27 protein-coding genes are annotated in these 25,587 nt (G+C 45.3%); 2 read left to right on the plus strand and 25 right to left on the minus strand.

The genetic code is table 11. The features are described from left to right. Positions 1-52: 52 nt before the first annotated feature. From ACFPIB_RS01410 to ACFPIB_RS01500, 19 genes are all read right to left on the minus strand, one after another. Positions 53-469, minus strand: coding sequence for a hypothetical protein (locus ACFPIB_RS01410; protein WP_378015628.1), 417 nt, complete (start codon positions 467-469; stop codon positions 53-55). A 139-nt stretch (positions 470-608) separates the two neighbouring features. After that, entirely contained in the window at positions 609-1,121 is a 513-nt protein-coding gene (locus tag ACFPIB_RS01415) for an NADH-quinone oxidoreductase subunit J family protein (RefSeq protein WP_378015629.1), read from the minus strand. Between the two features lie 152 nt (positions 1,122-1,273). Beyond that, the gene (locus ACFPIB_RS01420; protein WP_378015630.1) at positions 1,274-1,813 is read right to left on the minus strand and encodes a NuoI/complex I 23 kDa subunit family protein; all 540 of its coding nucleotides are present in this window, start codon (positions 1,811-1,813) and stop codon (positions 1,274-1,276) included. 22 nt (positions 1,814-1,835) lie between these two features. Continuing rightward, positions 1,836-2,930 (minus strand): NADH-quinone oxidoreductase subunit NuoH, encoded by a 1,095-nt coding sequence (gene nuoH, locus ACFPIB_RS01425; RefSeq protein WP_378015631.1) that lies wholly within the window; start codon positions 2,928-2,930, stop codon positions 1,836-1,838. 114 nt (positions 2,931-3,044) lie between these two features. Further along, on the minus strand, positions 3,045-4,037 hold the full coding sequence (locus ACFPIB_RS01430; protein ID WP_378015632.1) for an NADH-quinone oxidoreductase subunit G: 993 nt from the start codon (positions 4,035-4,037) through the stop codon (positions 3,045-3,047). A 42-nt stretch (positions 4,038-4,079) separates the two neighbouring features. Beyond that, positions 4,080-4,244, minus strand: a complete 165-nt coding sequence (locus ACFPIB_RS01435; RefSeq protein WP_378015633.1) for a hypothetical protein — start codon at positions 4,242-4,244, stop codon at positions 4,080-4,082. Between the two features lie 130 nt (positions 4,245-4,374). Next, on the minus strand, positions 4,375-5,718 hold the full coding sequence (nuoF, locus tag ACFPIB_RS01440; RefSeq protein ID WP_378015634.1) for an NADH-quinone oxidoreductase subunit NuoF: 1,344 nt from the start codon (positions 5,716-5,718) through the stop codon (positions 4,375-4,377). A gap of 361 nt (positions 5,719-6,079) precedes the next feature. Further along, positions 6,080-6,610: an NADH-quinone oxidoreductase subunit NuoE family protein gene (locus ACFPIB_RS01445; protein ID WP_378015635.1), complete on the minus strand. Its 531-nt coding sequence runs from the start codon at positions 6,608-6,610 to the stop codon at positions 6,080-6,082. A gap of 92 nt (positions 6,611-6,702) precedes the next feature. Next, a complete protein-coding gene (nuoD, locus tag ACFPIB_RS01450; protein ID WP_378015636.1) occupies positions 6,703-7,950 on the minus strand; it encodes an NADH dehydrogenase (quinone) subunit D in 1,248 nt (415 codons plus the stop codon). Between the two features lie 169 nt (positions 7,951-8,119). Beyond that, the gene (locus ACFPIB_RS01455; RefSeq protein WP_378015637.1) at positions 8,120-8,626 is read right to left on the minus strand and encodes an NADH-quinone oxidoreductase subunit C; all 507 of its coding nucleotides are present in this window, start codon (positions 8,624-8,626) and stop codon (positions 8,120-8,122) included. 2 nt (positions 8,627-8,628) lie between these two features. Beyond that, positions 8,629-9,183, minus strand: coding sequence for an NADH-quinone oxidoreductase subunit B (locus ACFPIB_RS01460; protein ID WP_378015638.1), 555 nt, complete (start codon positions 9,181-9,183; stop codon positions 8,629-8,631). An 89-nt stretch (positions 9,184-9,272) separates the two neighbouring features. Further along, positions 9,273-9,647 carry an NADH-quinone oxidoreductase subunit A gene (locus tag ACFPIB_RS01465; RefSeq protein WP_378015639.1) on the minus strand — a complete coding sequence of 125 codons (375 nt, stop codon included), beginning with the start codon at positions 9,645-9,647 and terminating at the stop codon, positions 9,273-9,275. Between the two features lie 234 nt (positions 9,648-9,881). Further along, positions 9,882-10,691: a hypothetical protein gene (locus tag ACFPIB_RS01470; protein WP_378015640.1), complete on the minus strand. Its 810-nt coding sequence runs from the start codon at positions 10,689-10,691 to the stop codon at positions 9,882-9,884. A gap of 135 nt (positions 10,692-10,826) precedes the next feature. After that, a complete protein-coding gene (locus ACFPIB_RS01475) occupies positions 10,827-12,176 on the minus strand; it encodes a T9SS type A sorting domain-containing protein (protein WP_378015641.1) in 1,350 nt (449 codons plus the stop codon). Between the two features lie 160 nt (positions 12,177-12,336). Next, positions 12,337-12,987: a T9SS type A sorting domain-containing protein gene (locus ACFPIB_RS01480; protein WP_378015642.1), complete on the minus strand. Its 651-nt coding sequence runs from the start codon at positions 12,985-12,987 to the stop codon at positions 12,337-12,339. 240 nt (positions 12,988-13,227) lie between these two features. Further along, positions 13,228-14,586, minus strand: a complete 1,359-nt coding sequence (locus ACFPIB_RS01485; protein ID WP_378015643.1) for a T9SS type A sorting domain-containing protein — start codon at positions 14,584-14,586, stop codon at positions 13,228-13,230. Positions 14,587-14,822: 236 nt separating this feature from the next. Further along, on the minus strand, positions 14,823-16,454 hold the full coding sequence (gene pruA, locus ACFPIB_RS01490; protein ID WP_378015644.1) for an L-glutamate gamma-semialdehyde dehydrogenase: 1,632 nt from the start codon (positions 16,452-16,454) through the stop codon (positions 14,823-14,825). Positions 16,455-16,749: 295 nt separating this feature from the next. Next, positions 16,750-17,442, minus strand: a complete 693-nt coding sequence (locus tag ACFPIB_RS01495) for a YjjG family noncanonical pyrimidine nucleotidase (RefSeq protein ID WP_378015645.1) — start codon at positions 17,440-17,442, stop codon at positions 16,750-16,752. Between the two features lie 808 nt (positions 17,443-18,250). Beyond that, positions 18,251-18,634 (minus strand): ArsR/SmtB family transcription factor, encoded by a 384-nt coding sequence (locus tag ACFPIB_RS01500; RefSeq protein ID WP_378015646.1) that lies wholly within the window; start codon positions 18,632-18,634, stop codon positions 18,251-18,253. A gap of 54 nt (positions 18,635-18,688) precedes the next feature. Between ACFPIB_RS01500 and ACFPIB_RS01505 the strand changes: the two genes are divergently transcribed. Beyond that, positions 18,689-19,435, plus strand: coding sequence for a carboxypeptidase-like regulatory domain-containing protein (locus tag ACFPIB_RS01505; RefSeq protein WP_378015647.1), 747 nt, complete (start codon positions 18,689-18,691; stop codon positions 19,433-19,435). 235 nt (positions 19,436-19,670) lie between these two features. Further along, positions 19,671-21,149, plus strand: a complete 1,479-nt coding sequence (locus tag ACFPIB_RS01510) for an NAD(P)/FAD-dependent oxidoreductase (RefSeq protein WP_378015648.1) — start codon at positions 19,671-19,673, stop codon at positions 21,147-21,149. Positions 21,150-21,273: 124 nt separating this feature from the next. On the opposite strand, the gene ACFPIB_RS01515 is transcribed toward ACFPIB_RS01510, so the two are convergent. From ACFPIB_RS01515 to ACFPIB_RS01540, 6 genes are all read right to left on the minus strand, one after another. Then, positions 21,274-21,690, minus strand: coding sequence for a hypothetical protein (locus ACFPIB_RS01515; protein ID WP_378015649.1), 417 nt, complete (start codon positions 21,688-21,690; stop codon positions 21,274-21,276). Positions 21,691-21,912: 222 nt separating this feature from the next. Then, entirely contained in the window at positions 21,913-22,734 is an 822-nt protein-coding gene (locus tag ACFPIB_RS01520) for an OmpA/MotB family protein (protein WP_378015650.1), read from the minus strand. 183 nt (positions 22,735-22,917) lie between these two features. Then, positions 22,918-23,331 carry a DUF6157 family protein gene (locus ACFPIB_RS01525; protein WP_378015651.1) on the minus strand — a complete coding sequence of 138 codons (414 nt, stop codon included), beginning with the start codon at positions 23,329-23,331 and terminating at the stop codon, positions 22,918-22,920. Between the two features lie 3 nt (positions 23,332-23,334). After that, positions 23,335-24,174, minus strand: a complete 840-nt coding sequence (locus tag ACFPIB_RS01530; RefSeq protein ID WP_378015652.1) for an alpha/beta fold hydrolase — start codon at positions 24,172-24,174, stop codon at positions 23,335-23,337. Between the two features lie 224 nt (positions 24,175-24,398). Continuing rightward, complete coding sequence (locus tag ACFPIB_RS01535; RefSeq protein ID WP_378015653.1) at positions 24,399-24,782, minus strand: DUF3037 domain-containing protein; 384 nt, start codon at positions 24,780-24,782, stop codon at positions 24,399-24,401. After that, positions 24,760-25,554: a HipA family kinase gene (locus ACFPIB_RS01540; RefSeq protein WP_378015654.1), complete on the minus strand. Its 795-nt coding sequence runs from the start codon at positions 25,552-25,554 to the stop codon at positions 24,760-24,762. Before ACFPIB_RS01540 ends, ACFPIB_RS01535 begins: the two co-directional genes overlap by 23 nt. Between the last annotated feature and the right edge of the window lie 33 nt (positions 25,555-25,587).

Consider the following 25,587-nt stretch of genomic DNA (forward strand, 5'->3'; position numbering starts at 1 on the left):
TTTTAACGAAATGGGAAATTATGCGAGTTTTTCAGTGCAAAAGCATAGCGTTTTAACAGGCTTCGGCTAACCAGGCTTCTGCTTCTGCCTTCGTTAGAAACTGTTCGGTGATCACATAATGGTTATCGGCCTGATGGAAATTTTCGAAGCGGCTGGCAGCAGTAGTTAAAAAATACTCTTCCTGCGAAACCACAAGTGCCAGGAAAACGGTGTTGCCAATAATGTGTAGCGCTTCAAGAAATATTTCTCCGAAGAGAGATTGCGGGTTGCTTTGGGACGCTATTTTTCGTTTCGAGAAATCGATCAGGATGCGGTTCACCGGTGATTCCCTTAATAAATTAAGCACGGTTTCGTAACCGATCTTCAGTTCTTCTTCCGAAACCAAGCCTTGCCAGCTTACGCGTAGCAAGGAATTATTAGGTTCATAGCAAACCGTGAAGTTGGGCTTTTCGAGCGCGGAGTCAGGCATAAGCATGATGAGATATTATAGCCTGTAAGTAAGCAAAAAATGTTTATGAAACATAATTTGTAAAAGGGTAACTGCGGTTTTTAAAAACAAAAAACCGGCTACGTTTTCGCAGCCGGTTCTCAAAAAAAGTTTTTCAAATTTAAAAATGACGTTCGCCGGTTTCTTTTTTACCCAGCATTACCGCACCGGCCATAGCCACTAAGAACAGCACCGAAGCAAGCTCAAACGGTAGGAGATATTGTTTGAAAAGTACCATACCCAGGTTCTGCACCATTCCTATCTGTGAATTGAAGCCTTCAACTTTATAGCCTCCAGTATCTACGTCTTTCAAAGCCGCTACCATAATTACCAGCAAAACACCTCCAGAAATTACTGCCGCAAATTTGGATAGGTTCGATTTATGGCTTTCGTTTTCTTTATTCAGGTTCAGGAACATGATCACGAACAGGAACAATACCATGATGGCACCGGCGTAAACAATAATATTAACCGCCGCCAGGAACTGCGCATTCAGCAAAATGTAGTGTCCTGAAATAGAGAAAAACGTCAGAATCAGGAACAAAACCGAATAAACCGGGTTCCGGGAAAATACCACCATACAAGCGCTGATCAGCGTCAGGAAGGTCAGGAAATAGAAAACGTTCTGGATCATCTTTTTTAGTGATTAGTGATTAATGATTAGTGATTAGTTTTAGTAAAATCAGATAATTTGAATTTTTGAGATTGAAAACGCTATGGGTTTCAACCAAAAAAGTCAGAATCTGGAATTACTAATCATTAATCACTATTCACTAATCACTAATATTAGTATTGGTAGTTAATATTGTCTTTCGTGTTTTTGTGGGTTTCCGTATTCAAAGGCTCCAATAAACGGTCTTTGCCGTAGATGAATTCTTCGCGTTCGTAGCGTGGTGGCGTAATTTTATCGTTCTGTAAAAATACGGCTTCCTTCGGACAAGCTTCTTCGCACAGGCCGCAGAAAATGCAGCGCAGCATGTTGATCTCGTAGGTAACAGCGTATTTTTCTTCGCGGTACAAATGCTCTTCGCCTTTCACGCGTTCGCCGGCCACAATTGTAATTGCTTCTGCCGGACAAGCTACGGCACAAAGTCCGCAGGCGGTACAGCGTTCGCGGTTCTGTTCGTCGCGTTTCAGCACGTGTAGGCCGCGGAAAATATTACTCATCGGGCGCACAACTTCCGGATACTGAACGGTAGCTTTTTTCTTGAAAAAGTGCCGCATGGTAATGGAAAGCCCCTGGAAAATAGCCGGTAAATAAGCTTTCTCTGCGAAAGTCATTTCCTTTGGTTCCAGTTTTTTTACTCTATTGGTTAAAGGTTGCATAATGCTCCTTTCGGTTTAAAATTTAAAACATTGCTTTTAGTTGCGGCCAGAACAGGATTGCTGCTCCGGTCAGAACCACGTTGAAGATTGCCAATGGAATTAAGATCTTCCAGCCCAGGCGCATTAACTGATCATAGCGGAAACGCGGCAAGGTCCAGCGAACCCACATGAAGAAGAAAATAAACGCGAAGATCTTTCCGAAGAAGACCACCACACCCAGAATAGTTACCAGGTTGTGCGCTAAAGTTGGATCATCTGAAATGTGCGCTCTAACCCAATCCTGGCCCGGGAAATTGAAACCTCCGAAGTAAAGCACGCTCATTACCGCCGAAGCTACAATGATATTCACGTATTCTGCGAACAGGTATAAGCCCAGTTTCATGGCTGAATATTCGGTATGATAGCCTCCGATCAGCTCCGTTTCGCATTCCGGTAAGTCGAAAGGCGTGCGGTTAGTTTCGGCAAAGGCGCAGGTTAAGAAGATGATGAAGCCCAGCGGCTGGTAGAAAATATTCCAGTTCAAGCCCGAAAGACCCAGAAATTCCCCGCCTTGCTGCAACGTGATTTCTCTTAAAGAAAGCGAGCCCGACATCATTAAAAGTGCGATGATAGAAAGACCCATAGCAAGTTCGTAGCTGATATTCTGCGAAGCGGCCCGGATAGCGCCTAATAACGAGAATTTGTTGTTGGAAGCCCAGCCACCGATCATGATGCCGTAAACGCCCAGCGCTACCACACCAAAAATGTACAGCATACCAATGTTCGTTTCGATGCCCTGCACGCGGATATGGTTGCCATTAATGATCAGCGTATCGCCAAACGGAATTACCGCTGAACTCATACAAGCCGTTAACATCGCCAAAGAAGGACCTGCTATGAACAAAAATTTATGGGCATTGGCCGGGATGAATTCTTCTTTGAAGAACATTTTTACCGCATCGGCCAGCGGCTGTGCCAGACCAAATGGACCAGCGCGGTTTGGGCCGATCCGGTCCTGAATAAAGGCTGCAATTTTACGTTCCGCATAAGTGCAATACGTAGCAATAAACAGCGTGATTCCGAAGATCCCAAGGATGATCAGGGCATTTATGGTAAAAGGTTCTAACAGAAATTCCATTTCGTTTAATTAGAAATTAATAATTAGGAATTAGAAATTGAAACTAAGCCTAAAATTAAAATTCAACAATTCTATTTTTTGTCGAACAACCAGCAACGAATAACGATCAACGATTTATTTTTGATCCTGAACCTGCGTATCTACAACGTGTTCCGGAAGATCTGAAACTACGTGAGGATTGATAATTGGCAGTTCGTAATGGTTGGCCGCAATTACCGAAGCACGGGCAATGTGGCGCGGGCCTTCAATGGTCCAGTCGCTCATTTCTTTTTTATCGAAACGGCAGGTATTGCAGATGAATTCTTTCACTTCGCCGTACTCATCTTTGCGGGCTGTAACGCGCAATACTTCTTCGCCGCGGCTCCAAAGTACCACTTTCCCGCAGCAACCCGGCGTTTCGCATTCGCGGTGGGCATCTACCGGCTTGGTAAACCAAACGCGGTTCTTAAAGCGGAAAGTCTTATCGGTCAACGCACCTACCGGACAAACATCTATTACGTTACCAATAAACTCGTTTTCCAGGGAATTCTCGATATACGTTCCAATTTCGGAGGCATCGCCGCGGCCTAATACGCCGTGAACGCGTTTTTCGGTTAACTGGTCGGCGGTGTACACGCAACGGTAGCACAAAATGCAGCGCGTCATGTGCAGCTGAATAAGTGGACCGATGTCAATTTTATCGAATGTACGGCGTTCTTCTTCGTAGCGGGTGCCAGCCGTTCCGTGCTCGTAGCTCAGGTTTTGCAGGTCGCATTCACCGGCCTGGTCGCAAACCGGACAATCTAAAGGGTGGTTTATCAGCAACATTTCCACGATTCCCTTGCGGGCTTCCATGGCTTGCTCAGATAGCGTGTTTTCAACCACCATACCATCCTGAACCGGCGTAATGCACGAGGCAACCAGTTTAGGCATCGGGCGCGGATCTTTGGCTGAACCAGCAGTTACTTTTACCAGGCAAACCCGGCATTTACCGCCGCTGCCTTTTAAAGAAGAATAGTAGCACATGGCAGGTGGCACTACATTTCCACCAATTTTGCGGGCAGCATTCAGAATAGTGGTGCCATCTTCCACTTCTACCTCAATGCCGTCAAAAGTTATTTTAGCCATTTTATTTTCGTTGTTCGTTGCTCGTTATTCGTTGTTCGAATTTTAAACCCGAACCTCAGCAAACAGCAAAACTTTACTCAATCTATTTAATTCAGCGCAGCGTTTGACTTTTGAAGGCCAAAACCCTGGCGTTTTTATTTTCGGGTTCTGACTTTTTAAGCCTGAAACCCTAGCGTTTTCTTTAAAACCTTTTAAATTCTTTGTCATCCTGAACGCTAGTGAAGGACCTCGTTGGCTGCCAGTAGAAAGCTTTCTACAAATAGGTAACAAGTTTCTTCGCTTTCAATCAGAATGATTAATAGTTTCGAGTTTTTATGCCCGAAACCCTAGCGTTTTTCTAAGCCAGCACCGCTTCCGATTTGTTGAAAACAGCGCCCGGTTTGGTCGCTTCCTGCGGGTTGCGCACGTGCCACTCAAATTCTTCGCGGAAGTGACGCACTGCACTGGCAACCGGCCAGGCTGCAGCATCGCCGAGTGGGCAAATGGTATTTCCTTCTATTTGTTTCGAAATGCTAACCAGCAGATCGATGTCGTGCATACTGCCGTGGCCATGCTCTAAACGGTGAAGCACTTTCTCCATCCAGCCGGTACCTTCGCGACAAGGCGAGCACTGTCCGCAGGATTCGTGGTGGTAGAAGCGGGAGAAATTCCAGGTGTTGCGCACAATACAAGTTGTATCGTCCATGGCAATGAAACCGCCGGAGCCCAGCATGGTACCGCTCACAAAACCACCTTCCGATAAAGATTCGTAGGTCATTACACGCGGAACGCCTTCGGCTGTTTTCAGGAATAATTCGGCAGGAAGAATTGGAACCGATGAACCACCGGCAACTACAGCTTTGAACTTCCGACCTTTCCAGATACCGCCGCAATATTCGTCGGAGTACAGGAATTCTTCTACCGGTAAGCCTAATTCGATTTCGTAAACGCCCGGTTTATTTAAATGTCCGCCGGCAGAGATCAGTTTGGTACCAGTTGAACGACCTACGCCAATTTTCGCGTATTCATCGCCGGTATTGTTCACGATCCAGGGCACAGACGCGATAGATTCTACGTTGTTTACCACGGTAGGGCAGCCGTAAAGACCCCAAACTGCCGGAAAAGGCGGTTTGTTACGCGGGTTACCACGTTTTCCTTCCAGCGATTCCAGCAAAGCAGTTTCTTCGCCACAAATGTAAGCGCCACCGCCCGGGTGCACGTGTAAGTCTAAGGAATAACCGGAACCTAAAATGTTTTCGCCCAGCATGCCGTTCGCGTACGCTTCCGCAATTGCTTTTTCCAGAATGCGCAACACGAACATCAGCTCACCGCGGATGTAGATGTACGAAGTTCTGGCACCTAACGCGTACGAAGACGTGATCATACCTTCAATTAACGCGTGAGGGATTTTCTCCATCAGAACGCGGTCTTTGAAAGTACCTGGTTCTGATTCGTCGGCGTTGCAAACGAGGTAGCGTGGCTTACCTTCCGGTTTTGCCAGGAAGCTCCACTTCATACCCGTCGGGAAACCGGCGCCTCCGCGACCGCGCAGACCGGATTTCTTTACTTCCTCAACCACTTCGTCGGGCGTCATGGTTTTCAGGGCTTTCTCCACCGAACGGTAACCTCCCATTTTGCGGTAGGTTTCGTAGGTGTTGATGCCTGGTACGTTAATATGTTCGGTTAATATTTTAACTCCCATTTTTTTCGCGTTGCTCAGATACAAGTATCAATGTACAAGTATCAGGACTTTAAAATTTATGGTTTTTCCGTTGCCGGAAGTTTGTTCTTCGTTTTTTTGCCGAAATGCCTACCGTTTTATTGGGTAGTTCTTCGGGTTTTTCAGGTGAAAAGGCTAGCGTTCTTTAGTTAGCTTTTTCTGAGTTTTTCTGATCGAAACGGTAGCGTTTTTCTCAGGTGCTGGCTTTATAAGTTCCCTCGTCAGCTGCGCTGGGTCCTTTCGACTCTCGTCTCAGGAATGCTCGGGACGACCAGCAGTTTTTTTGCTTAAAACCCTACCGTTTTCAGGTGAGTTTTTCAGCGGGAAACCGTAGCGTTTTTGCTTAGTTGCTTTTTTTCGCAGCAGCTTTATTTCGCAGATCTTCGAGCAGTTTATCCATGCTTTCCGGATCAAGGTTTTCGTGGTAATCTTCGTGGATCTGGAGCATTGGTCCCATGCCGCAGGCGGCTAAACATTCTACCGTTTTCAGGGTGAACATGCCGTCTGGTGAGGTTTCGCCAACTTTACAGCCGATGCGGTTTTCGATGTGCTCGATCAGTTGGTCGGAGCCGCGCAGCATGCAAGGTCCGGTGCGGCAAACTTCCAGCACGTAATTTCCAACCGGCTTCAGGTTGAACATGGTATAGAAAGTCGCAACTTCGTATACCTCTATTGGTTCAATGCCTAAAATTTCGGCTACTTTATCTTGTACCGCCGGGCTAACCCAACCGCCAAATTCCGCCTGCGCAATGTGAAGCACCGGCAAAACCGCCGATTTTTTACGGTCAGCCGGGTAGTGGCTAATGTAGCGTTCTATTTCTTTCTGAGCGGCTTCGGAGAATTTAACCTCCGATTTATCTTTAAAATCAACCATTTTTATTCAGTTTTCAGTGACCAGTTTCCGGTAGAGTTTCTGACTTTTATATCCGTTTTGCCTACCGTTTTCTGTTCTTATTTCACTGTAAATTAAGCGTCTAATTCGCCGGCAATTACGTTCATGGAGCTCAGGATCACGATCGCATCCGAAAGCTGTGTGCCGATCACCATTTCCGGGTAAGCCTGGTAGTAAATGAAGCACGGACGGCGGAAGTGCATGCGGTACGGCGTGCGGCCACCATCGGAAACCAGGTAGAAACCAAGTTCGCCGTTGCCACCTTCTACGCTGTGGTAAACTTCACCAACCGGCGCATCGATCTCACCCATCACAATTTTGAAATGGTAGATCAGGGCTTCCATGTTGCGGTAAACCTGCTGCTTCGGCGGTAAATAATATTCCGGGGTATCGGCGTGGTAAGGTCCTTCCGGAAGGTTTTCCAGCGCTTGTTTGATGATGCGCAAGCTCTGCCAAACTTCTTCGTTCCGAACCATAAAGCGGTCGTACGTATCGCCTTTGGAACCAACCGGAATTTCGAAATCGAAGTCCTGGTAAGAAGAATATGGGTTCATTACGCGTACGTCGTAATCGACGCCGGCAGCGCGTAAGTTTGGTCCGGTGAAGCCGTAATTCAAGGCGCGTTCGGCAGTGATGCCACCCACGTTTTGGGTACGGTCCATGAAAATGCGGTTGCGGTTGAACATTCTTTCGAACTCAGCCCATACTTTCGGGAATTCATCTAACCATTTGCGCAGTTTTTCGATGGCAATAGGAGAGAGGTCGCGTTCCATACCGCCGATCCGACCCATATTGGTGGTTAAGCGGCTGCCGCAGATCTCTTCGTAAATTTCGTAAACTTTTTCGCGTTCCTGGAACACGTAAAGGAAACCGGTAAATGCACCCGTATCTACGCCCAGAATGGAATTACAGATCAAATGGTCCGTAATACGCGCTAATTCCATGGCTATAACCCGGATATAGTCGGCGCGCTTCGGAGTTTTTACGCCCAATAGTTTTTCTACCGTCAGCCACCAACCAATATTGTTGATCGGGGCGGAGCAATAGTTCATGCGGTCGGTAAGCGGGGTGATCTGGTAGAACGGACGACGTTCGCAGATCTTTTCGTAGGCGCGGTGAATGTAACCGATCGTGGGCACGCCCGAAACGATCTTTTCACCGTCCATCTGAAGGATATTCTGGAAAATACCGTGCGTAGCCGGGTGCGTAGGACCCAGGTTCAGCGTGGTAAGTTCGTTATTAAAGGTATCGACAGTCTGAAGTGAACCGTGCACCTGGTTAACCGGGTGTTTCACTTCTTCTGCCTTTTTAATGTCTGCCATTTTTATTTGGTTGTTAGTTGTTGGTTGTTCGTTGTTGGTTTTCGAAATGAAACCATTAACTGGTAACCTGGTAACTAATTCACTTAATTGTCTCTTCCTGAAGTTTCTCGGTTTCGATGTTCATTTCAGATTTTTAGCTTTCACCAACAACGAATAACGAGCAACGAAATTATCTTCCGAAGAAGAGGTCTACTTTATCTTCCCGGGTGCCGTCTTCCAGCGGATAATGCTTCAGCATCGGGTGGTAATCCATGTCTTCCACGTTCAGAATGCGGATCAGATTTGGGTGACCTTCGAACTTGATGCCGTAAAAATCGAAAGCTTCACGCTCCATCCAGTTAGCGGTGGCGTAAAGCCTGGTGGCAGTTGGTACTACCGGGTCGGCAATCGGGAAGAAGATCTTGATGCGCAGGCGAACGTTGTGAACCAGGCTGTGAACATGGTAGATCATGCCCAGTTCCTGGTCTTTGTTGCTTGGGTAATGAATGCCGCACATGGTGGTGAGGAAATTCATTTGCAGTAATTCGTCCGCGTGCAGAAACTCCAGCATTGGAATTATCTGCTCGCGGGGAATGGTAACTGTCAGCAGGCCGTAAGGCTCATGTACATCGGAAAGATATTGTCCGAAAGTTGGCTGTAAGCGCTCTAAAACTGCCTGATTGGTAAGTTCGGCCATGCTTATTTGATGTTGTAAGAAGCTAAAAGTTCCTGATATTCAGGGGAGTTACGACGGCGCAACGATTCGTTGGCAGCTAAGTCCTGCACGCGCAGCAAACCATCTAAAACGGCTTCCGGACGCGGCGGGCAACCCGGCACATACACGTCAACCGGAATAATGCGGTCGATGCCTTGTAATACCGAATACGTATCGAAAATACCACCCGAAGAAGCGCAGGCGCCCATGGCTAAAACCCAACGTGGTTCCGCCATCTGCTCATAAACCTGCTTTACAATCGGCGCCATTTTCTTTGCGATTGTTCCCATAACCATCAGCAGATCGGCCTGGCGAGGGGAAAAACTTGGGCGTTCGGAACCGAAACGGGAGATATCGTAGTGCGAGCCCATGGTAGCCATAAACTCGATACCGCAGCAGGAGGTAGCAAAAGGCAGCGGCCACAGCGAGTTTTTACGCGCCATACCTACCACTTTTTCCAGACTTGTAGCGAAGAATCCAGCGCCTTCGTGGCCATCTGGTGCTTCGATCATTTTAATATTGCTATTCGAATTGCTCATAAAACTTGTAATCTAAATTTGAAAAACCGGGCTTAAATCTGCCCTCTTTTCAACACAGCAGCGTTTTTAAAAGTTTACTACCTGCCGGTTTATTCCCACTTCAGGATACCCTTTTTGATAACGTACACAAAACCAGCCATCAGCAAGCCCATGAACGTGATCATCTGGATAAATCCTTCGGTACCTAAAGCCTTGAAATTCACGGCCCAAGGGTACATGAAAATGATCTCGATATCGAAAAGTACAAAAAGGATCGCGGTCATGAAATACTTGTAAGAGATTGGCGTACGGGCGTTTCCTACAGTTGGAATACCGCATTCCCAGGCATCGTCTTTTACTTTAGAATGGCGTTTCGGGCCAATTAAGTGGGTCACGCCCATGGCAAATGCCACGAAACCCAGCGCAGCCAGAAACTGCACAATGATCGGGAGGTAATCGTAAGGGATATATGTTGCTTGTTCCATTTTAAAATACGGTCTAAGGCCAAAATTTGGGAGCAAAATTAGAGATTAATCATAAACATTACAAGCTAATAGTTGGAATAGAATGATTCTGAATAAGCTTTGCAAAACGCTAGGGTTTTGGTTGGAAAAAGTCAGGGTTACGGTTTTTCTATAAGCTCCTGAAAACAAAAAAACTACCGCCTTCCTGAATTTTGGAAAATTGTAGCTTTTATGCTGGAAAATTTGGTGCAAAGCCTATTCTTGTTTCTTCCGCTTGCTAAAACTGTAAGTCAACTCCAGGTTTAAATTAAGCGCTTCCGCTCTGGATATGACACTGCCGGTTTCAAAAGGTTCTTTGACAGTACCCGTTTGTTCGCCCGGTTGAAACTGGTAGTTATAGGTATATTCGAAATTTACGAGACTAACCGGCCGGGTGCCAATTTGATATTCAACACCTAATGAAAAGTTGATGTTCTTATAAAGCTGCGTCTCAACTTCCAGGCCGGTATGGAATAGCCAGATTTTCTTCATATTTCCTACGTAATCAAAACCACTCGTTTTAATAGCAAAGTATTCTGGTTTATCCGGTGAATAAGGAAAAATATAATAGTAGCCATTCAGGTGATCTCGCCAGGGGTTTTTAATATGATCCAGAAAAGGGTAGGGGTAGTACCGGCTTCCACCCAACATGGTCCGGATTTTAAATTTAGCCTCCGGATTATTCAGTACTGCTTTAAAATATAAAGAGGCTGCTGAGCCGTGGTGTTTTATAACTATTTGCGGTGGGTCTGGGTAGAAAGGAGACTTTCCAAAATTCATTACTCTGGCGTGGTACTGGTCATTATACCGGATCTCAACGCTGAATTTTTGTTTAACAAAATGGTAACCCGCAACCAAACCTATTGTGTGTCTCACTTTATAGTTCTGGAAACTTTCACTCGTCCAATAATTAGTGGTAGTGTTTGAGAAGGATATGTTCGGGCCACCTTTTATGCCAGTATAAAACTGGGCTTCAACCTGAAAACAAGCAAGTAAAATCAGAAAAGTGAGCACCAGTTTTTTCATAGTTCAAGATAGTGCTTTAAAATGTCAATAATACAACACTGTTGCCGGTTTTCTATTTTCCTAAAACAAAAAAGCTACCGCCTTCCTTTATTCTGGAAAACGGTAGCTTTTTGAGGTGAAAAAGTCAGTTGAGAATTATTGCTTTATAATGCGCTTTACGGTTGAACCTGCTTCCGTTTGCAATTGCAGCAGGTACATTCCTTTTGGTAAAGCTTCCATATTCAAAGCATTTTCTGCCCCGGCCCGGAAGGTTTGGGAAAGCCAGATTTTACCGGTTACGTCAGCAATAGTAGCGGTAAAAGCGCCTTTGTTTTCCGGAATAGAAACCATAACTACATTGGTAGCCGGGTTCGGGAAAACGTTCACCGCTGTTTCGGCCAGCAGATTTTTGACTCCGGAAACATTGAAGAGCTGGAAATTGCTGTAAACTTCTTTATAGCGGTTTACCAGCGTAGAAGTGCCGGTGCCCCAGGAGTCCTGGTAAATCCGTTCCGTTACATCAATGCCCGAATAGGTTAGCACCTGGCGTTCTTCACCATTATATACCCAGGTGCTTGTTGTAGCATTCCAGCTTTCTTCCAGCCAGCCGGTAAAATTTTTATTGTTGTCGTAGGTTTCGGTTTCGCGCGAAGAATTTATCCAGGCAGTGCCGGTCCAGTCTTCATAAATGCCAACGTGACCACCATTGGCATCATAAACCGAAGAATATTTTTCGTCCTTCACCCACACGCCGTTGTCGAAAGCTTCCAATATATAAGCGGAAGGTATTTCGTGCAGTACATGCCAGGTCAGATTCAGGCCCCGATAGGTATCTACCCACACGCCATTGTCGAAATCCTGCATATTTACACTGGTTGCTACGCCCCCCACGTTACTTACAAGAATCCGGTCGTCTAATTCCCAGGCGGTTCCATCCCAAACAGAATAGGTGAGGCTGGTCACCAGGTCGTTGGCATCGTAAACAGTTTGTTCACGGCCATCTTTTGCCCAAATCCCGTTGTTGCTATCCCAGAGCTCGTAAATAAGTTCGGTTTTGTTGCCTTTTGTATTATACGTGATCAGGGTTCTATAGCCATCTGTCAGTTGCCAGGCGGTGCCGTCCCACTCTTCGATCAGATATTCAGTTTCGTTGCCTTTTGCATCGTAAGTGGTTCTTTCACGCCCCAGGTTCTGGCCCGAAGCCGGGGTTGTGTAAAGGCGTTGCGTTAAGCGGCCCTGCGAATCGTAGGTATAGGTGCTGCTGGACTGAAGCTGCCAGTTGCCGCTGCTGGGATCAACTGTATAATCCATGCTGTTACCCGGCCTCGAAACCATTCCGTTTGTTCTGGCATGGCTGCTGTATTGGCTATCAGATGGTTTTATCGTTAGTTTTCCGGGCCGGAATTTTAGTGCATTTTCCTGGGCCATAACGTTGTTGTCAGCGCCAGATAGCAGCAATACGGTAAACGCCGCTGTTAAAAATTTGGAAGTAAATAATGCAGTCATAAAAAGAGAGATGAATTGACAATAACTAAAAATAACGTAATTGATCTGCTAAAGTGGCTAAAATGTGGCGAACAGTCTGTTTTCTGAGTAATCGGCTGAAAAAGTGCTTTTTGGAACCAAAACGGTAGGGTTTTAAGCCGAAAAACTGCCTGGAATAGAATTATTGTTTCATAAATTTCCGTACCACCAAACCTTCTTCTGATTGCAATTGCAGCACATAAATACCGGCCGGCAGCGCAGCAATTGACAGTTGATTTTTCCTGTTTGGTTGTAGCTTTTCTGTAAGCAGGGTTTTTCCGGTCAGGTCTTTTATAGTAGCTACCAAAGCAGGGCTGTGAATTTCAGCGGTTTCCAGGTTTAAAAATTCCTGCGCCGGATTAGGGAAAAGTTTAATAGGGAGCACTTTTTTTGCAGTTTCCTGAATTCCCGAAACGCCCGAGCAAATGGAGATCCGGGAGGTAATGGTTTGTTGCACCTGCCCGTTAAAAATGCCTTGTGCCACAACTTTATATTGCCCGAAGATTGAGGGCGCCGGCACATTTATTATACGGTAAAGAGGGTATGGCATTGCCGGACCCGCACCGGAAATAAAATTGAATCTGGCATAAATGGTATCGTTACTTACCGAAAAACTCTGGGTGCCATACTGAATACTGCCATCGGCCACAATTCCGAAAACTTCCACATCAAATTCGCTTGCCTGGCAGATATAAGGCGGCGCCCAGATGCTATCGAAGCTGAAAGTAGTTTGCGCAAAAGCACATCCGGAAAAGCCGGCTACCAGGCACAAAAGCAGTAAAAGTTTTTTCATAGTTCAGGCAGCATCAATCAAGATCATGACGCCGGTTTAAGCAATTCCGTTGCAGGCATTTCCCGGTTTCTGAAGCTAAAGACAAAAGAAATTTTTGATACCCTTAGCCGCGTGAAAATATTTTACAACCGACTTAATGCAGATGCAGAAACTCGCGAATTTGTTGCCTGTCATGACAATAAAAAAGCTACCGTTCTCTTTCAAAAAACGGTAGCTTTTTGGCACTAAAAAGTCTGTTTGTTAGTTTTTTAGGATTTTTCGAACTGTCTGACCTTTCTCTGTTTCGAGTTTCAGTAAATAAATTCCTGGTTTCAGGTTTTCTAAGTTTAGTTTTTTTGCTTCCGAAGCTTTGAAATGATGTGTTAAAATTACTTTACCGGTTACGTCTGTAAGTTGGGCAGTAACTATCTGCGTATTTTCCAGAAGGTCTATGTTGAGCAGATTTTGGGTTGGGTTCGGGTAAATGCTAACTGAAATTTCCTGTGGAACTTCATTTTTGATGCCGGTAATAGAAAAATATTGAAAATTTGAATAAACCCAGCGTTGATTAAAATTATATGTTTGGGTATTAGTTTGATAAATTTGAGATCGTGTTTCTAAAATATCTTGGTTAGGACTATAAGTATGAAGAAATTTATGATGATTGCTCAATACCCAATTCCCGTTTTGCCATGTCTCTGAGCCAATGCCAATTACATTAAAAAGAGAGTCTTGTTCAACGAATTGGGTAAAGTCATTTGCCCAGTTCCCATTTTTAAAACTTTGAATAGTTTCTTTAAAACCTCCATTGGTATCGTATACTTTCGAATATTTAGATTCATTCACCCAGTTTCCATTGTTCCAGATTTCCCTGGAAAAGTTTACAAGGCCATCCACAAGCATCCCACTTTTTTTTTCCCAAGCTAAATTAGTGTAGCGGTACGTTTGGTGCCAGTTGCTATTAACGTAGGTTTCAGTAATATAGGAAGTAATTTTGTTTGTTGAATTGTATAAATAATTTGTGATTCGCGATTTTTTTTCCCAAACGTTTAGGTTTGAATTCCATACACTGTATTCATAACTGTCTTCTCTATTTTGATTATCAAATCCATAGACGTGTAGGTCTTTGTTGTTCCAAGTAATTGCTCCCATATTTTTACGTTCTTGTAAAATAATCTCTGTAAGATTACCTTGACTGTCATAAGTAAGAACGTAACGAGTTCCATCACCTGCATACCAAGCATTATTGCGCCACATATCTCCAGTTTCCTGAATACGAAACCCTGTACTATCATAGAAATATTGATATTGATACATGTTTTGACCTGTTGGAGTCTGAATTAAACGTTCAATTACATTTCCCTTTGAATCATGAATATAAGTTGAATTTGAATTATGCTGCCAGCCATTGGAAACATAACCATAATTCATGCTCGATCCTGGCCTTGAAACAACCCAATTAGTTCTTGTTCCTAGATGACCATATTGAATAGGAGTTTTATTTTGAAATTCATAAAGTCTTAGCCTGCTTTCTTGTCCGAAACTTTCTGATTGAAAACTTGCAAACATAAGGGCTAAGAAAAATTGCAAAACTAAAAGCGATGTAGAGCAGTTCTTCATAGTATTTTGGTTTAGATCATTAACAATAGGTGAAAGGTATTGCTTTTAAATCTTTCAACAAAAAAATAATTTTTATAATTAGACTTGTTGGCTGAAATATTTTCAAGTGTAACTATTTGATAATGAATATTTTATTTGTTGTGTATTCAGACTTTTAGTAGGTTCTGTAAAAAAAAAGCTACCGCCTTCCTTTTCAGAAAACGGTAGCTTTTCAGCACTAAAAAGTCGAAACGAAATTACTTCGCCAGGAACGGATATTTGTAATCTACCGGCGGCACGAAGGTTTCTTTAATCGTGCGGGTAGAAGTCCAGCGGATCAGGTTGAACACCGAACCAGCTTTATCGTTGGTACCCGAAGCGCGCGAACCACCAAACGGCTGCTGACCAACTACGGCTCCGGTCGGCTTATCGTTGATGTAGAAGTTACCCGCCGCGTGCACCAGTTTCTTAGTTGCCAGCTCAATCGCATAACGATCCTGCGCGAAAACTGCACCCGTCAACGCATAAGGCGAAGTAGAATCTACCAGCATCAGCGTGTCTTCGAAATTGTTCTTCTCTTCGTACACGTAAACTGTAAGTACCGGGCCGAATAATTCTTCGCACATGGTTACGTAAGCCGGATCTTTGGAAAGAATAATGGTCGGCTCAATGAAATAACCTTTCGATTTATCGCATTTACCACCGGCAATAATTTCCACTTCCGGATCTTTCTTCGCCGCTTCAATAAATTTCTCCAGTTTATCGAAAGATTTCTCATCGATCACCGCGTTAATATAATTACTGAAATCTACCGGATCGCCCATTTTAAAGTCTTTCAGGTCTTCCAACACGTAGCCTTTCACTTCTTCCCAAATGTTGGAAGGAATATAAGCGCGGCTGGCCGCCGAACATTTCTGGCCCTGGAATTCGAAAGCACCGCGCGAAATAGCCACCGCTACTTCTTTGGCATTAGCCGAAGAATGTGCTAAAATAAAGTCTTTACCACCGGTTTCGCCCACAATTCTTGGGTAACCGCGGTAACGCGAAACGTTCTCGCCAATGGTTTTCCAGATGTTGTTGAATACGCCCGTAGAACCGGTAAAGTGGATACCAGCAAAATCGCGGTGCTTGAAAATTACATCACCAGCCGTTGGGCCATCTACATAAACCAGGTTAATAACGCCATCCGGAACGCCGGCTTCTTTAAACAATTCCATCAACACGTTCGCCGAATAGATCTGCGTGTTAGAAGGTTTCCAAACCACCACGTTGCCCATTAAAGCAGGCGCCGCCGGTAAGTTACCCGCAATAGAAGTAAAGTTGAAAGGCGTAAGTGCAAACACAAAACCTTCCAGCGGACGGTGCTCTAAACGGTTCCAGATGCCCGGCGCACTTTCCGGCTGAATGTTGTAAATATCCGTCATGAACTTCACGTTGAAACGGAAAAAGTCGATCAGCTCGCAAGCAGAATCGATCTCAGCCTGGTACGCATTTTTGCTCTGGCCCAGCATGGTTGCCGCATTCATTTTAGCACGGAAAGGACCAGCCAGTAATTCAGCCGCTTTCAGGAAAATAGCCGCGCGGCTTTGCCAAGGCATGTTCGCCCATTCTTCACGTGCTGCCAAAGCAGCATTAATAGCCTGCGTAACGTGCTCCGCTTCGCCTTGGTGGAAATGACCCAATACGTGTTTGTGATCGTGCGGCGGTGTAACAGCTACTTTATTATCGGTGCGAACTTCTTCGCCGCCAATGTACATCGGAATATCAAGTTGCTGACCTTTCAGCTCCTTGTACATTTTCTGCAGTTCTTCTCTTTCTTTGGAACCCGGCGCGTAGCTTTTTACAGGCTCGTTTACCGGCGTAGGTACATTAAAAAATCCGTTCGACATATTTATTTCAGTTATGAGTTTAAAGTTATGAGTTCAAAGTTAACCACGAACTCCAAGGCAAAGGTACTTATTATTTCGTTGTTCGTTGCTCGTTATTCGTTGTTCGTTTTTTTTTCGAAATGCAACGTTCAGCTTTAAAAACGCTATGGTTTTAAGGTGAAAAAATGACTTTCAAAATGGAAATCAAAAGTTATCTAGCAAATCTGAATTTACTTCCAGATAAAAATTTACTTTCAGATAAAAACGCTATCGGTTTCAACATAAAAACCCGAACAACGAACAACGAGAAACGAAATCAAAGGATCTGCTGAAGTTCGCTCAGGCAGACAATTTCGTAAGTAGCTTTAAGCGGGTGCTTTTTCCCGGAAGGGTTGAAGAAAACCTGATCGATGCCCGCATTTTGCGCGCCCAGAATATCAGCTTCCAGGTTATCGCCTACCATTAAGCAATTTTTGGAGGTGCAATTCGCGCGTTCCAAAGCATGCTGAAAAATACGTTTATCGGGCTTGGCAAAACCGGTACATTCCGAGGTAACTACTTCGCCGAAATAAGTCTGTAAATTAGACGCCGAAATTTTCTGTTCCTGCGATTCTTTAAATCCATTGGTAATAATGTGCAGTTCGTATTTGGTTTTTAAGTAGGAGAGGGTTTCGTGGGTAAACGGAAAAACCGCCGATTTGGTAGGACAGATGCGCAAATATTCATATTCCAGTTCAAACGGAATTTCATCCTGCGGCACCCCCAGATCACGGAGCGTTTTGGTGAAACGCGTGCGGCGTAATTGTTCCTGGTTAACCTTGCCCGCATTATAAAGCTGCCACAAACGCTTATTTACGTAAGAATATTTTTTGAAAAAATCGGCGCAGGTAAAATCGTAACGGCCTAATTTAAATGCCTCGAAAAGGTGGTAAATAGTTTCTTCAGAGTTCTTTTCAAAATCCCAGAGCGTATGGTCCAGGTCGAAGAAAATATGGGTGTAATTTTTCATGCTAAGCTTAAAAAGGCGCAAAACTAAAAAACCAGCCCGCGCCGCAAATGGTTCGGCAAAGGTAGGGTTAAATTGTTTAATTGCTGATTGCTAAATTGTTGATCGTCTGAACACGGTTTTTAATTGTCTGAATTTGGATTCGTCAGATTCAGGAATTAAAGGATTTTGTCTTAGAACACGATTTTTAGGCTTTTTGTGATGGACAGGATTTTTGAATTTCAAAAAAACATTATACTTTAAAGTAAGCTATACAGCAAATCAACCACCCCTGCCCCTCCTTGAAAAGGAGGGGAGCTTTTGCTTTCTGCTATCTTCAACTCACACTCATATCGCCAGCGCAGCGTTTCTCGAAAACCACGTTTGCCAGAAAACTAAACTAAAAAAGAAGCTGACTACGAAGCGAAACTGACACCAGTTTCTGCGTGCGCGGCCTCCGCACTTTCCGGTTTCGTCAGAAAAGCCGACTGCGGCTAGGAAAGGGTGAGACGCGAACACAGAAACGAAGCCGCCCGGCTTGAGGGAACAAATCAACTATGAAAGTTAAAAGTCAGCTGTTTAGTAGAAAACGTGTTTCAAAAAACGCTAGCACTTTTGGTTAAAAAACTGCTGTCCGCCGATGAGGTCCTTCAGAGCTACGCTCGCAATCTTCGTGCTCCCGCGCTCAATTGTGCTCAGAATGACAGAAAAAACGGTATGCTTTCAAGCAGAAAAACTCAATAGCAAACCAAACTACCGACTTGATGAGATCTCTCCTCACGTCGAGATGACGTGAAAGACAAAAAAACGCTATACTTTCAAGCAGAAAAACTCAAACCTGCCACCGTCGACTATGCAATTTACAAACCGCCAATTCGCGATTCGAATAAAGCACATCATAAACTTTCTGATCTTTGAGCAACACCGCATCCTTCTCCAGATACCCGAAGATCAGACTTACAAAATCCTCCGTTTCTTCCTTTAAATAATAAAACGCCCAGTTATCAACTCTACGAAAATTCACGAGCCCCGCATTTTTCAGATAAATTAAGTGGCGTGAAACTTTGGTCTGCGTAAAATCCAGGATCTGTTCCAGGTCGGAAATGCACATTTCTTTGTTGCGGAAGATCAGGTTCAGAATGCGGATCCTGGATTCATCGCCGAGCGCTTTAAATACTTGTTCGCCGAAAGCTACGTTAAAGTGTTTGAGCCGCATTTTGTGGGGTTTAGGTGAAACAAATTTAGCCGGCTTGCATCAATAATACCAGAAATGCGGTATTATTGTATAGCGGCCGTGCAAACGCCGAATTTCGGGCAGAAATGCCTTTACAATATTAAATTACCTGCTATCATGCATTTTTCTACTGGTTTCAGAAATATTTTTACCGCTTTGGTTTTTGCTGTAGCGGCTTTTTTACTGGTAATTGCTCCCGAAAAAGCGGCGGCGCAAGGTAAGGCTAAAGTGGTGCAGCTTACCGGTATCGTTACGGCCGGCGACAGTTTATACGGGTTGGTTGGCGCCAGCGTATACGTACCCAAAGCCGGCCGCGGAACTACCACCAACCAATACGGTTATTTTTCACTGGCCGTACTCGCCGGCGACAGCGTGGTTTTCAGTTCGGTGGGTTTCAAAGCACAGTACATAAAAATTCCGAAAACCTTCCGCGGCGATAGTTATTCCGTGATCATCGAAATGAAAGAAGACCTGACGGCGCTGCCGGAAGTCCGCATATTTCCGTATTCCACCGAAGAACTTTTCAAGCGCGCGTTTCTCTCTTTAAAGCTGCCTGATGAAGATCAGAGAGCCGTTGCCAAGAACCTGAACGAAGCCATAATTGAACGCATGATGCTCGATGCACCAGCTTCTCCGGGCGTTAATTTCCGGGAACGGATCAGGTTGCAGGATGCGAATATAGAACGCCGCTACATGGCTCCAACCATACCGCTTACCGCCTGGAAAGAACTGATAGACGCCATAAAACGAGGCGATTTCAAGAATCAGAAAAACAACGAATAATGAGTTTTAAAGCCTGAAAGCATAGCGTTTTCAGGCTTTATTTATTATGCCCCGAAAGCGGCTGCGTACTTTTTGGCGTTAAAACCATAGCGTTTTTCAGCAACCTCTTTCCTTATTTGGAGTAAGCCAATTTTGAAAATTGATCCTTCTGATTTTCGAAGAGCTGATACATTATAATGGATAAGTATTCGATGATCGAACATTCGAAATTCGAACGTACTAAAATTCGAGAAGTATGAACGTAAACATTCCGGCTTCCAATCTGCCCCGCGTCGTGGTTATCGGCTGCGGTTTCGGCGGACTGGAGCTCGTAAAAAAACTGCGGCACGCACCGGTTCAGGTAGTTTTACTAGACCGCAATAATTACCACAATTTCCAGCCTTTGCTCTACCAGGTAGCCACCGGCAGTCTGGAGCCCGATACCATTGTAGCGCCGATCCGCAAAATGTTTAAAGGGCAGCATAATTTTATTTACCGCTACGCCGAAGTACAATACATCAATGCCGAAAGAAACGAAGTAGAAACCAATATCGGCCCGATCGGCTACGATTTTCTGGTGATTGCTACCGGCAGCCAGACCAACTTTTTCGGGAATAAAACCATCGAAAAAGCGGCCATGCAGATCAAAACCATTCCGAGTGCTTTGAATTTGCGGAGCTACATTTTCCAGAATTTCGAGAAAGCTTTGCTGATGAACACGACTTATGAGAAAGAAGAACTCATGAATGTGGTGGTGGTAGGCGGCGGCCCAACGGGCGTGGAAGTAAGCGGCGCCATTGCAGAATTAAAAGCCAACGTACTGCCCAAAGATTACCCCGAACTCGATTTCCGGAGCATGAAAATTTACCTCATCGAGGCCGGTCCGGTTTTATTGAATGGTATGAGTGCCGAATCTTCCGCCAAGGCCAGGCAATATCTGGAAGAAATGGACGTGCACGTGTGGTTGAATGCGCCGGTGGAAAAATACGAAGATGGTAAAGTTTACTTCGGAAAAGACCAGAGTATTCACGCTGAAACCCTGATCTGGGCAGCTGGAGTAAGTGGTACGGCTTTGCCCGGTTTGCAGGAAAATGCGGTAGCTAAAAACCAACGCATAAACGTAAACCAATTCAATAAAGTAGAAGGCTACGAAAACATTTTTGCCATCGGCGATTGCGCTTTAATGGTAACCGAAGATACGCCGCGTGGCCACCCGATGGTTGCGCAGGTAGCCATTCAGCAAGCCAAATTATTAGCCAAAAACCTGCCCCGGATCATTAACCGGGAAACGCCGGAAAATTTTGTGTATAATAATAAAGGCTCTATGGCAACAGTCGGGCGAAATAAAGCTGTGGTTGACCTGCCGAAGTTTAAATTTCAGGGATTCTTTGCCTGGCTGGTCTGGCTTTTTGTGCACTTAATGAGTTTGGCCGGCCACCGGAACAGAATTGTAACGTTCTTCACCTGGGTCTGGAATTACATAACCTACGACCAGTCGTTGCGCTTGATCATCCGGCCGTACTGGAGAGAACCGCGCAAGAAAAAAGGCGATGCGCCTATAGAACCCCAAGGCAACGAAACGCCGCAGGAAAAGCCTTTGCCAATTTCTGAAAATGTTGTTTTGGCAACAGAAAAGCCCGCAGAACTTCTGCCACCTGCTAAAGATACCAGCCCGCCGGAAGCGCCGAAAGAACAGCAAAATCAACGACCTTTTCCGCCGCCGCCCATGGCTTAAAAATGCTATCTGTTTAAACAGAAAAACCCGCTTCCTTATTCCGGCAGCGGGTTTTTTGTTTTATCTGGTTCAGACTTTTTACGCCCGAAAGCATAGCGTTTTTCAGGAAATTAAATGCTGGATTTTAAGCGTCTTTCTGCGCCGCCATAAGCCAGGCTTTAGCCTCTTCCTGATTATCGAAGGCTTTCATGTTAAAGGAACCTTCTATCTTAGTCTGCATCATTTCTGCCGACATAGCCGCCAACGATTCCGGACTGACTACGTGCGCAAAATGAGTGAGACCGGCTGCAATGGCACGAGGCGTCCAGTCCTGCGCGATCCAGTCGGTGGCATGATCCCAGGGGCCTACAACCTGTTGGTTATCGTTCAGCAAGTAAGCGCAGTGGTTAGCTTTTAGCTCTTCTATACAAACATTGGCGCCTTTCATAATGCTTTCGGTGGTCTGGTAGCCCAGCCACGTGTTCTCTACCCAATTTTTCTCCTGCTGATATTCGATCGTCAGGAAAACTTTCCCGAAAGCATTGCTTATCTCTTTTTTCATGGGGTAGTTTAAAAACCGGCTGCGAAATTACAGTTTTATAATTGATTGTAAAGAAAAAATTAAACAAATGGTAATCGGGTTTGCTTGCAGTTTTGCTGAAAATCTGGAACTGTTGCAGCGTTAAAATATTGGTAAGGGTAACGCCGGGAATCTGCATGAAAAAACTCTGCAACTAGTTTCCGCTGCAGAGTTTTAAAGTAAACAGGAATAATTTGAAAACGCTTATTGCTTCGGTTCCATTAATTTAAAGAACTCGTCTAGCTGCGGCAGAATTAAAATGCGCGTACGGCGGTTGCGCGAACGGTTTTCAGCATTATCGTTAGAAACCAGCGGCTGGTATTGGCTGCGGCCCGCTGCGATCATGCGCTTCGGATCTACGCCATAATTTTGCTGTAAAACCCGCACCACAGCTGAAGCCCGCAATACGCTCAGATCCCAGTTATCTTTAATGAAGCCGGTTTTTATCGGGTTCGTATCGGTGTGGCCTTCCACCATAAATTGCGTGTTTGGCTGCGCTTTTACTACTTCAGCCACTTTGCCTAAAACTTCTTTGGCGCGCGGGGTTATATCGTAGCTGCCGCTTTTAAACAGCATTTTGTCGGAAATGGAAATGAATACCGCGGTACCTTCCACTTTCACTTCCACGTCAGAATCGTTCACATCTTTCAGTGCGCCCTTCAGGTTCATGACCAAAGCCAGGTTCAGCGAATCTTTCTTCTGCATCGAGATCTGCATGTTTTTGATGTAAGCATCTTTTTCGCTGATGTTTTCCAGCGATTTCCGGATGCTTTCCGATTGTTGCTGGCTCAGGATCGAGAAATTGCTCATCTGGTTAAGCAGGGAAGTGCTGTTGGCTTTCAGGTTATCGATCTCCGATTGCATGGCGCCGATCTTTACGGCCTGCTTTTCTTTCTCAGAATTACAATCGTTGTACTGCGCCTGAAGAGCCGAATATTTGGCAGTCTGGTCTTTGTATTTTTTGGAGCTCACGCATCCGGTAAAAGCCATTGAGATCATCAAAGCTGGCAATACTAGTTTTTTCATGTTGTAAGATAGAATGATTTGGTATGTGTACGGCAAAAGTAAGAATCTATTGCCTAAGCCAGAGTAAATTTTCTCCTTTTCCGAAATTAAAAGGCAGAAAACGCTATCGATTTGCAGTTAAAAACTCAATAAACGTAAGTGCTGCCGGTTAATATTCGGCAACAATTACATTTTTCTCCGGACTCAGACTTTTTTCGTGCGCATGCCAGCCAGCACTTTTACGTTTTTCTGCTTTAAAAACTGCTCATATTCTTCAGAACCTAAGCCGAAAAGCGCAATTTTCCCGGCTTCGTTGTAATGTGCGCCAAAGCCGTAGCGTTTTATCAGCGCCGAAGCCCGCAGGCACGGATGGCCTTTGGAAAATAAGTGCGCTTTCATTTCTTCGCCTTCGCTTTCAAGCACATTTTGCGGAATTTCCTTTTGCCGGATATAAACTTCCCAGATCAGTTCTTCATGATCAAAATGGTAGGGATTTTCAGTTAAAAGCTCGAATTGAATTAAGTGTGCCGGTTTTTTACCGTTCTTCGCCAGCGGAATTTCCGCCGTTACAACCGGGCAATCTTCCGAAACTTTTATAAAAGTGTTTTTATAGCTCACAGGTCAATTAGCAGAAGTTAACGCAGTAATTTCTTCAATAATAAGCGGCCAGTCGTCGCGGTGAAGTTCGTGGCCGGCGCCTTCCAGCGTAATTAATTTCGCCTCCGGAAAAGCATCTTTTAAAGCCAGCGCGTGCGGATAGGGGAGGATCGGATCGTCGGTGCCGTGAATGATGAGTGCCGGCGCTTTTATTTCGGAAGTGCGGTCGTAATACGCTTCGCCGCCGCCCAGCATTGCGTGGTTGAACATGCTGATGAGGCTGTTGGCGCGGTCAATTTCTTCCGAAGCCAGCTGGCTCGCGCGCACCACATCGAACTTCCGTTTCGAGCCATTTACCAGTTTCCAGCCGCCCACCATATATTCCTGCACTTCGGCTTTGTCGAGCCAGTCTAGCGTGGCCGCGCGGCTGTGGTACTGCAAAAATTTCGGTTCTATCTGCGGCAATTCCGGGCGGTTGGCCCATACGCTGGAAGAAATAAGCGTTAAGCTCAAAACCCGTTGCGGTTGCTGCAAAGCCATGATCTGCGCGATCATTCCGCCCAACGACATGCCCACCAGATGCGCCTTTTCTTGCTTGTAAAAATCCAGTACTCCAAAAGCATCCTTCGCCATATCGGTTACGTCGTAATTCAGTTCCTCAAAAACCGAAGAACGGCCTACATCGCGGTTATCGTAGCGGATCACAAAGCGGTTTTGCGCAGCCAGTTTTTCACAAAATTCCGTATCCCACCAGATCATGGAAGCCGTAGCGCCCATCATCAGCAAAATGCACGGGGCATCAGCATTGCCAAATGTTTCTGTGCAGATCTCAACGCCGTTGGTTTCAATTATTTGTTCAGGCATAGGTTTTCATTATTGGGTTAAACGCCAGATCACTTCTTTATCAGTTCTGGTTCCGGCATTATGCTGGTCTTAAATGCTTCAGTAATAAAGTTATGCTTCATAATTTATTAAAATCTGAAACATTCTGCTTTAGGTTGAAAAACTTAGAAATGCAGCTTTATAAGTTCCTTCGACGAACGCATGGGATGACAAGAAACGCTATCCTTTTTGCCTCAAAAACTCATTTACAAAACCTGCTCCGCCAGTAATTTCTCTAGTTTACCAGCCGGATCATTACAAAACCCCGGGTGCACTTTAGAAGTTTGTACCACGGTGCTGCGCGTAGCCGTAAGCCACCGGAAACGGCTCGCCAAAGGGAATTGCCCGATCGTGCCGCCGGCGGTGCCACCTTGGCAAATGCGCTCGAAAGCCTGCAACCGCTCCCGGATTTCTTCCAGGTCAAGTTCAGCGGAAAAAGCGCGCAGCCGGGGTTCATCTAAATGGAAAACCGTTTGCAGAAAACCCTGCGAAGCGCAGTACAGAATTACGCCCACATTCAGAAATTCTTCGCGCTCTACCCTGGGCATCACGCGGAGCACGGCGTACTCAAATAAGTGCTTCTCTTGCATCTTTCGCCTCCTGCACAAATATTTCCGAATGCGCGATCCGGGTGTTCAAAAAATTAGCGTACATCTGCCGGTTCTCTTCCGCATCTTCAAAAGCCGAAGTTGCCAGCCAGTCTTCCGGTAATAAATTTACAATGGTTTGAATGCGTTCCGGGGTCAGTATTTTCCGGAATTCCGTATCAACAATGTCGAGTTCGGTAGCTTTGGGCAGCAGCACGTGGTCTTTTATCTGCACGAAAGGCCGCTTGGCCCGTTCCTCCCAGTTTTGGCCCGAATGATGAAAATAAAGCGCCGCGCCGTGATCGATTAGCCAGAGTTCTTTGTGCCAGATCAGCATATTGGTGTTGCGCGCGGTGCGGTCTACGTTGGTTACCAGGCAATCGAGCCACACAATTCCGGAAGCCGTTTTGGCATCTACCTGGTTCACCAGCGCATCAAAAGTAATGGCGCCGCTCAGGTAATGTACCGCTAAGTTCAACCCTTCGGAAGCGCGTAAAAGATCCTGGATTTCTTCGTCGGGTTCGGTGCGGCCAAAAGCTTCGTCTACATGGGCAAATACAATTTCCGGCACCCGGAAACCCAGCAAACGTGCAATTTCGCCGGCTACCAGTTCCGCGATCAGCGCTTTTACGCCCTGGCCCGCGCCGCGGAATTTCAGCGCGTATAAAAATTCGTCGTTGGCTTCTACAATGGCCGGCAGCGACCCGCCTTCGCGCAAAGGCGTTAAGTAGCGGGTAACTTCCACAGACCTGATCTCCGGCGGATTATAATTCATGAATTTCAAGTAAAACGTTACTGCAATAAAACA

The sequence above is a fragment of the Adhaeribacter terreus genome (assembly GCF_042657365.1).
In the GTDB taxonomy this organism is placed as follows: Bacteria; Bacteroidota; Bacteroidia; order Cytophagales; family Hymenobacteraceae; genus Adhaeribacter_A; species Adhaeribacter_A terreus.

Bases quoted from the DNA above. Each gene is read 5' to 3' on its own strand.
- ACFPIB_RS01470 (WP_378015640.1), bottom strand. From the start codon at position 10,691: ATGAAAAAACTGGTGCTCACTTTTCTGATTTTACTTGCTTGTTTTCAG.
- ACFPIB_RS01435 (WP_378015633.1), bottom strand. From the start codon at position 4,244: ATGACAAAGAATTTAAAAGGTTTTAAAGAAAACGCTAGGGTTTCAGGC.
- ACFPIB_RS01420 (WP_378015630.1), bottom strand. From the start codon at position 1,813: ATGCAACCTTTAACCAATAGAGTAAAAAAACTGGAACCAAAGGAAATG.
- nuoF (WP_378015634.1), bottom strand. From the start codon at position 5,718: ATGGGAGTTAAAATATTAACCGAACATATTAACGTACCAGGCATCAAC.
- ACFPIB_RS01505 (WP_378015647.1), top strand. From the start codon at position 18,689: ATGCGGTATTATTGTATAGCGGCCGTGCAAACGCCGAATTTCGGGCAG.
- ACFPIB_RS01530 (WP_378015652.1), bottom strand. From the start codon at position 24,174: ATGCCTGAACAAATAATTGAAACCAACGGCGTTGAGATCTGCACAGAA.
- pruA (WP_378015644.1), bottom strand. From the start codon at position 16,454: ATGTCGAACGGATTTTTTAATGTACCTACGCCGGTAAACGAGCCTGTA.
- ACFPIB_RS01485 (WP_378015643.1), bottom strand. From the start codon at position 14,586: ATGAAGAACTGCTCTACATCGCTTTTAGTTTTGCAATTTTTCTTAGCC.
- ACFPIB_RS01410 (WP_378015628.1), bottom strand. From the start codon at position 469: ATGCCTGACTCCGCGCTCGAAAAGCCCAACTTCACGGTTTGCTATGAA.
- ACFPIB_RS01430 (WP_378015632.1), bottom strand. From the start codon at position 4,037: ATGGCTAAAATAACTTTTGACGGCATTGAGGTAGAAGTGGAAGATGGC.
- ACFPIB_RS01535 (WP_378015653.1), bottom strand. From the start codon at position 24,782: ATGCAAGAGAAGCACTTATTTGAGTACGCCGTGCTCCGCGTGATGCCC.
- ACFPIB_RS01460 (WP_378015638.1), bottom strand. From the start codon at position 9,183: ATGAGCAATTCGAATAGCAATATTAAAATGATCGAAGCACCAGATGGC.
- ACFPIB_RS01445 (WP_378015635.1), bottom strand. From the start codon at position 6,610: ATGGTTGATTTTAAAGATAAATCGGAGGTTAAATTCTCCGAAGCCGCT.
- ACFPIB_RS01510 (WP_378015648.1), top strand. From the start codon at position 19,671: ATGAACGTAAACATTCCGGCTTCCAATCTGCCCCGCGTCGTGGTTATC.
- nuoH (WP_378015631.1), bottom strand. From the start codon at position 2,930: ATGGAATTTCTGTTAGAACCTTTTACCATAAATGCCCTGATCATCCTT.
- ACFPIB_RS01475 (WP_378015641.1), bottom strand. From the start codon at position 12,176: ATGACTGCATTATTTACTTCCAAATTTTTAACAGCGGCGTTTACCGTA.
- ACFPIB_RS01415 (WP_378015629.1), bottom strand. From the start codon at position 1,121: ATGATCCAGAACGTTTTCTATTTCCTGACCTTCCTGACGCTGATCAGC.
- ACFPIB_RS01480 (WP_378015642.1), bottom strand. From the start codon at position 12,987: ATGAAAAAACTTTTACTGCTTTTGTGCCTGGTAGCCGGCTTTTCCGGA.
- ACFPIB_RS01520 (WP_378015650.1), bottom strand. From the start codon at position 22,734: ATGAAAAAACTAGTATTGCCAGCTTTGATGATCTCAATGGCTTTTACC.
- nuoD (WP_378015636.1), bottom strand. From the start codon at position 7,950: ATGGCAGACATTAAAAAGGCAGAAGAAGTGAAACACCCGGTTAACCAG.
- ACFPIB_RS01515 (WP_378015649.1), bottom strand. From the start codon at position 21,690: ATGAAAAAAGAGATAAGCAATGCTTTCGGGAAAGTTTTCCTGACGATC.
- ACFPIB_RS01495 (WP_378015645.1), bottom strand. From the start codon at position 17,442: ATGAAAAATTACACCCATATTTTCTTCGACCTGGACCATACGCTCTGG.
- ACFPIB_RS01540 (WP_378015654.1), bottom strand. From the start codon at position 25,554: ATGAATTATAATCCGCCGGAGATCAGGTCTGTGGAAGTTACCCGCTAC.
- ACFPIB_RS01455 (WP_378015637.1), bottom strand. From the start codon at position 8,626: ATGGCCGAACTTACCAATCAGGCAGTTTTAGAGCGCTTACAGCCAACT.
- ACFPIB_RS01465 (WP_378015639.1), bottom strand. From the start codon at position 9,647: ATGGAACAAGCAACATATATCCCTTACGATTACCTCCCGATCATTGTG.
- ACFPIB_RS01500 (WP_378015646.1), bottom strand. From the start codon at position 18,634: ATGCGGCTCAAACACTTTAACGTAGCTTTCGGCGAACAAGTATTTAAA.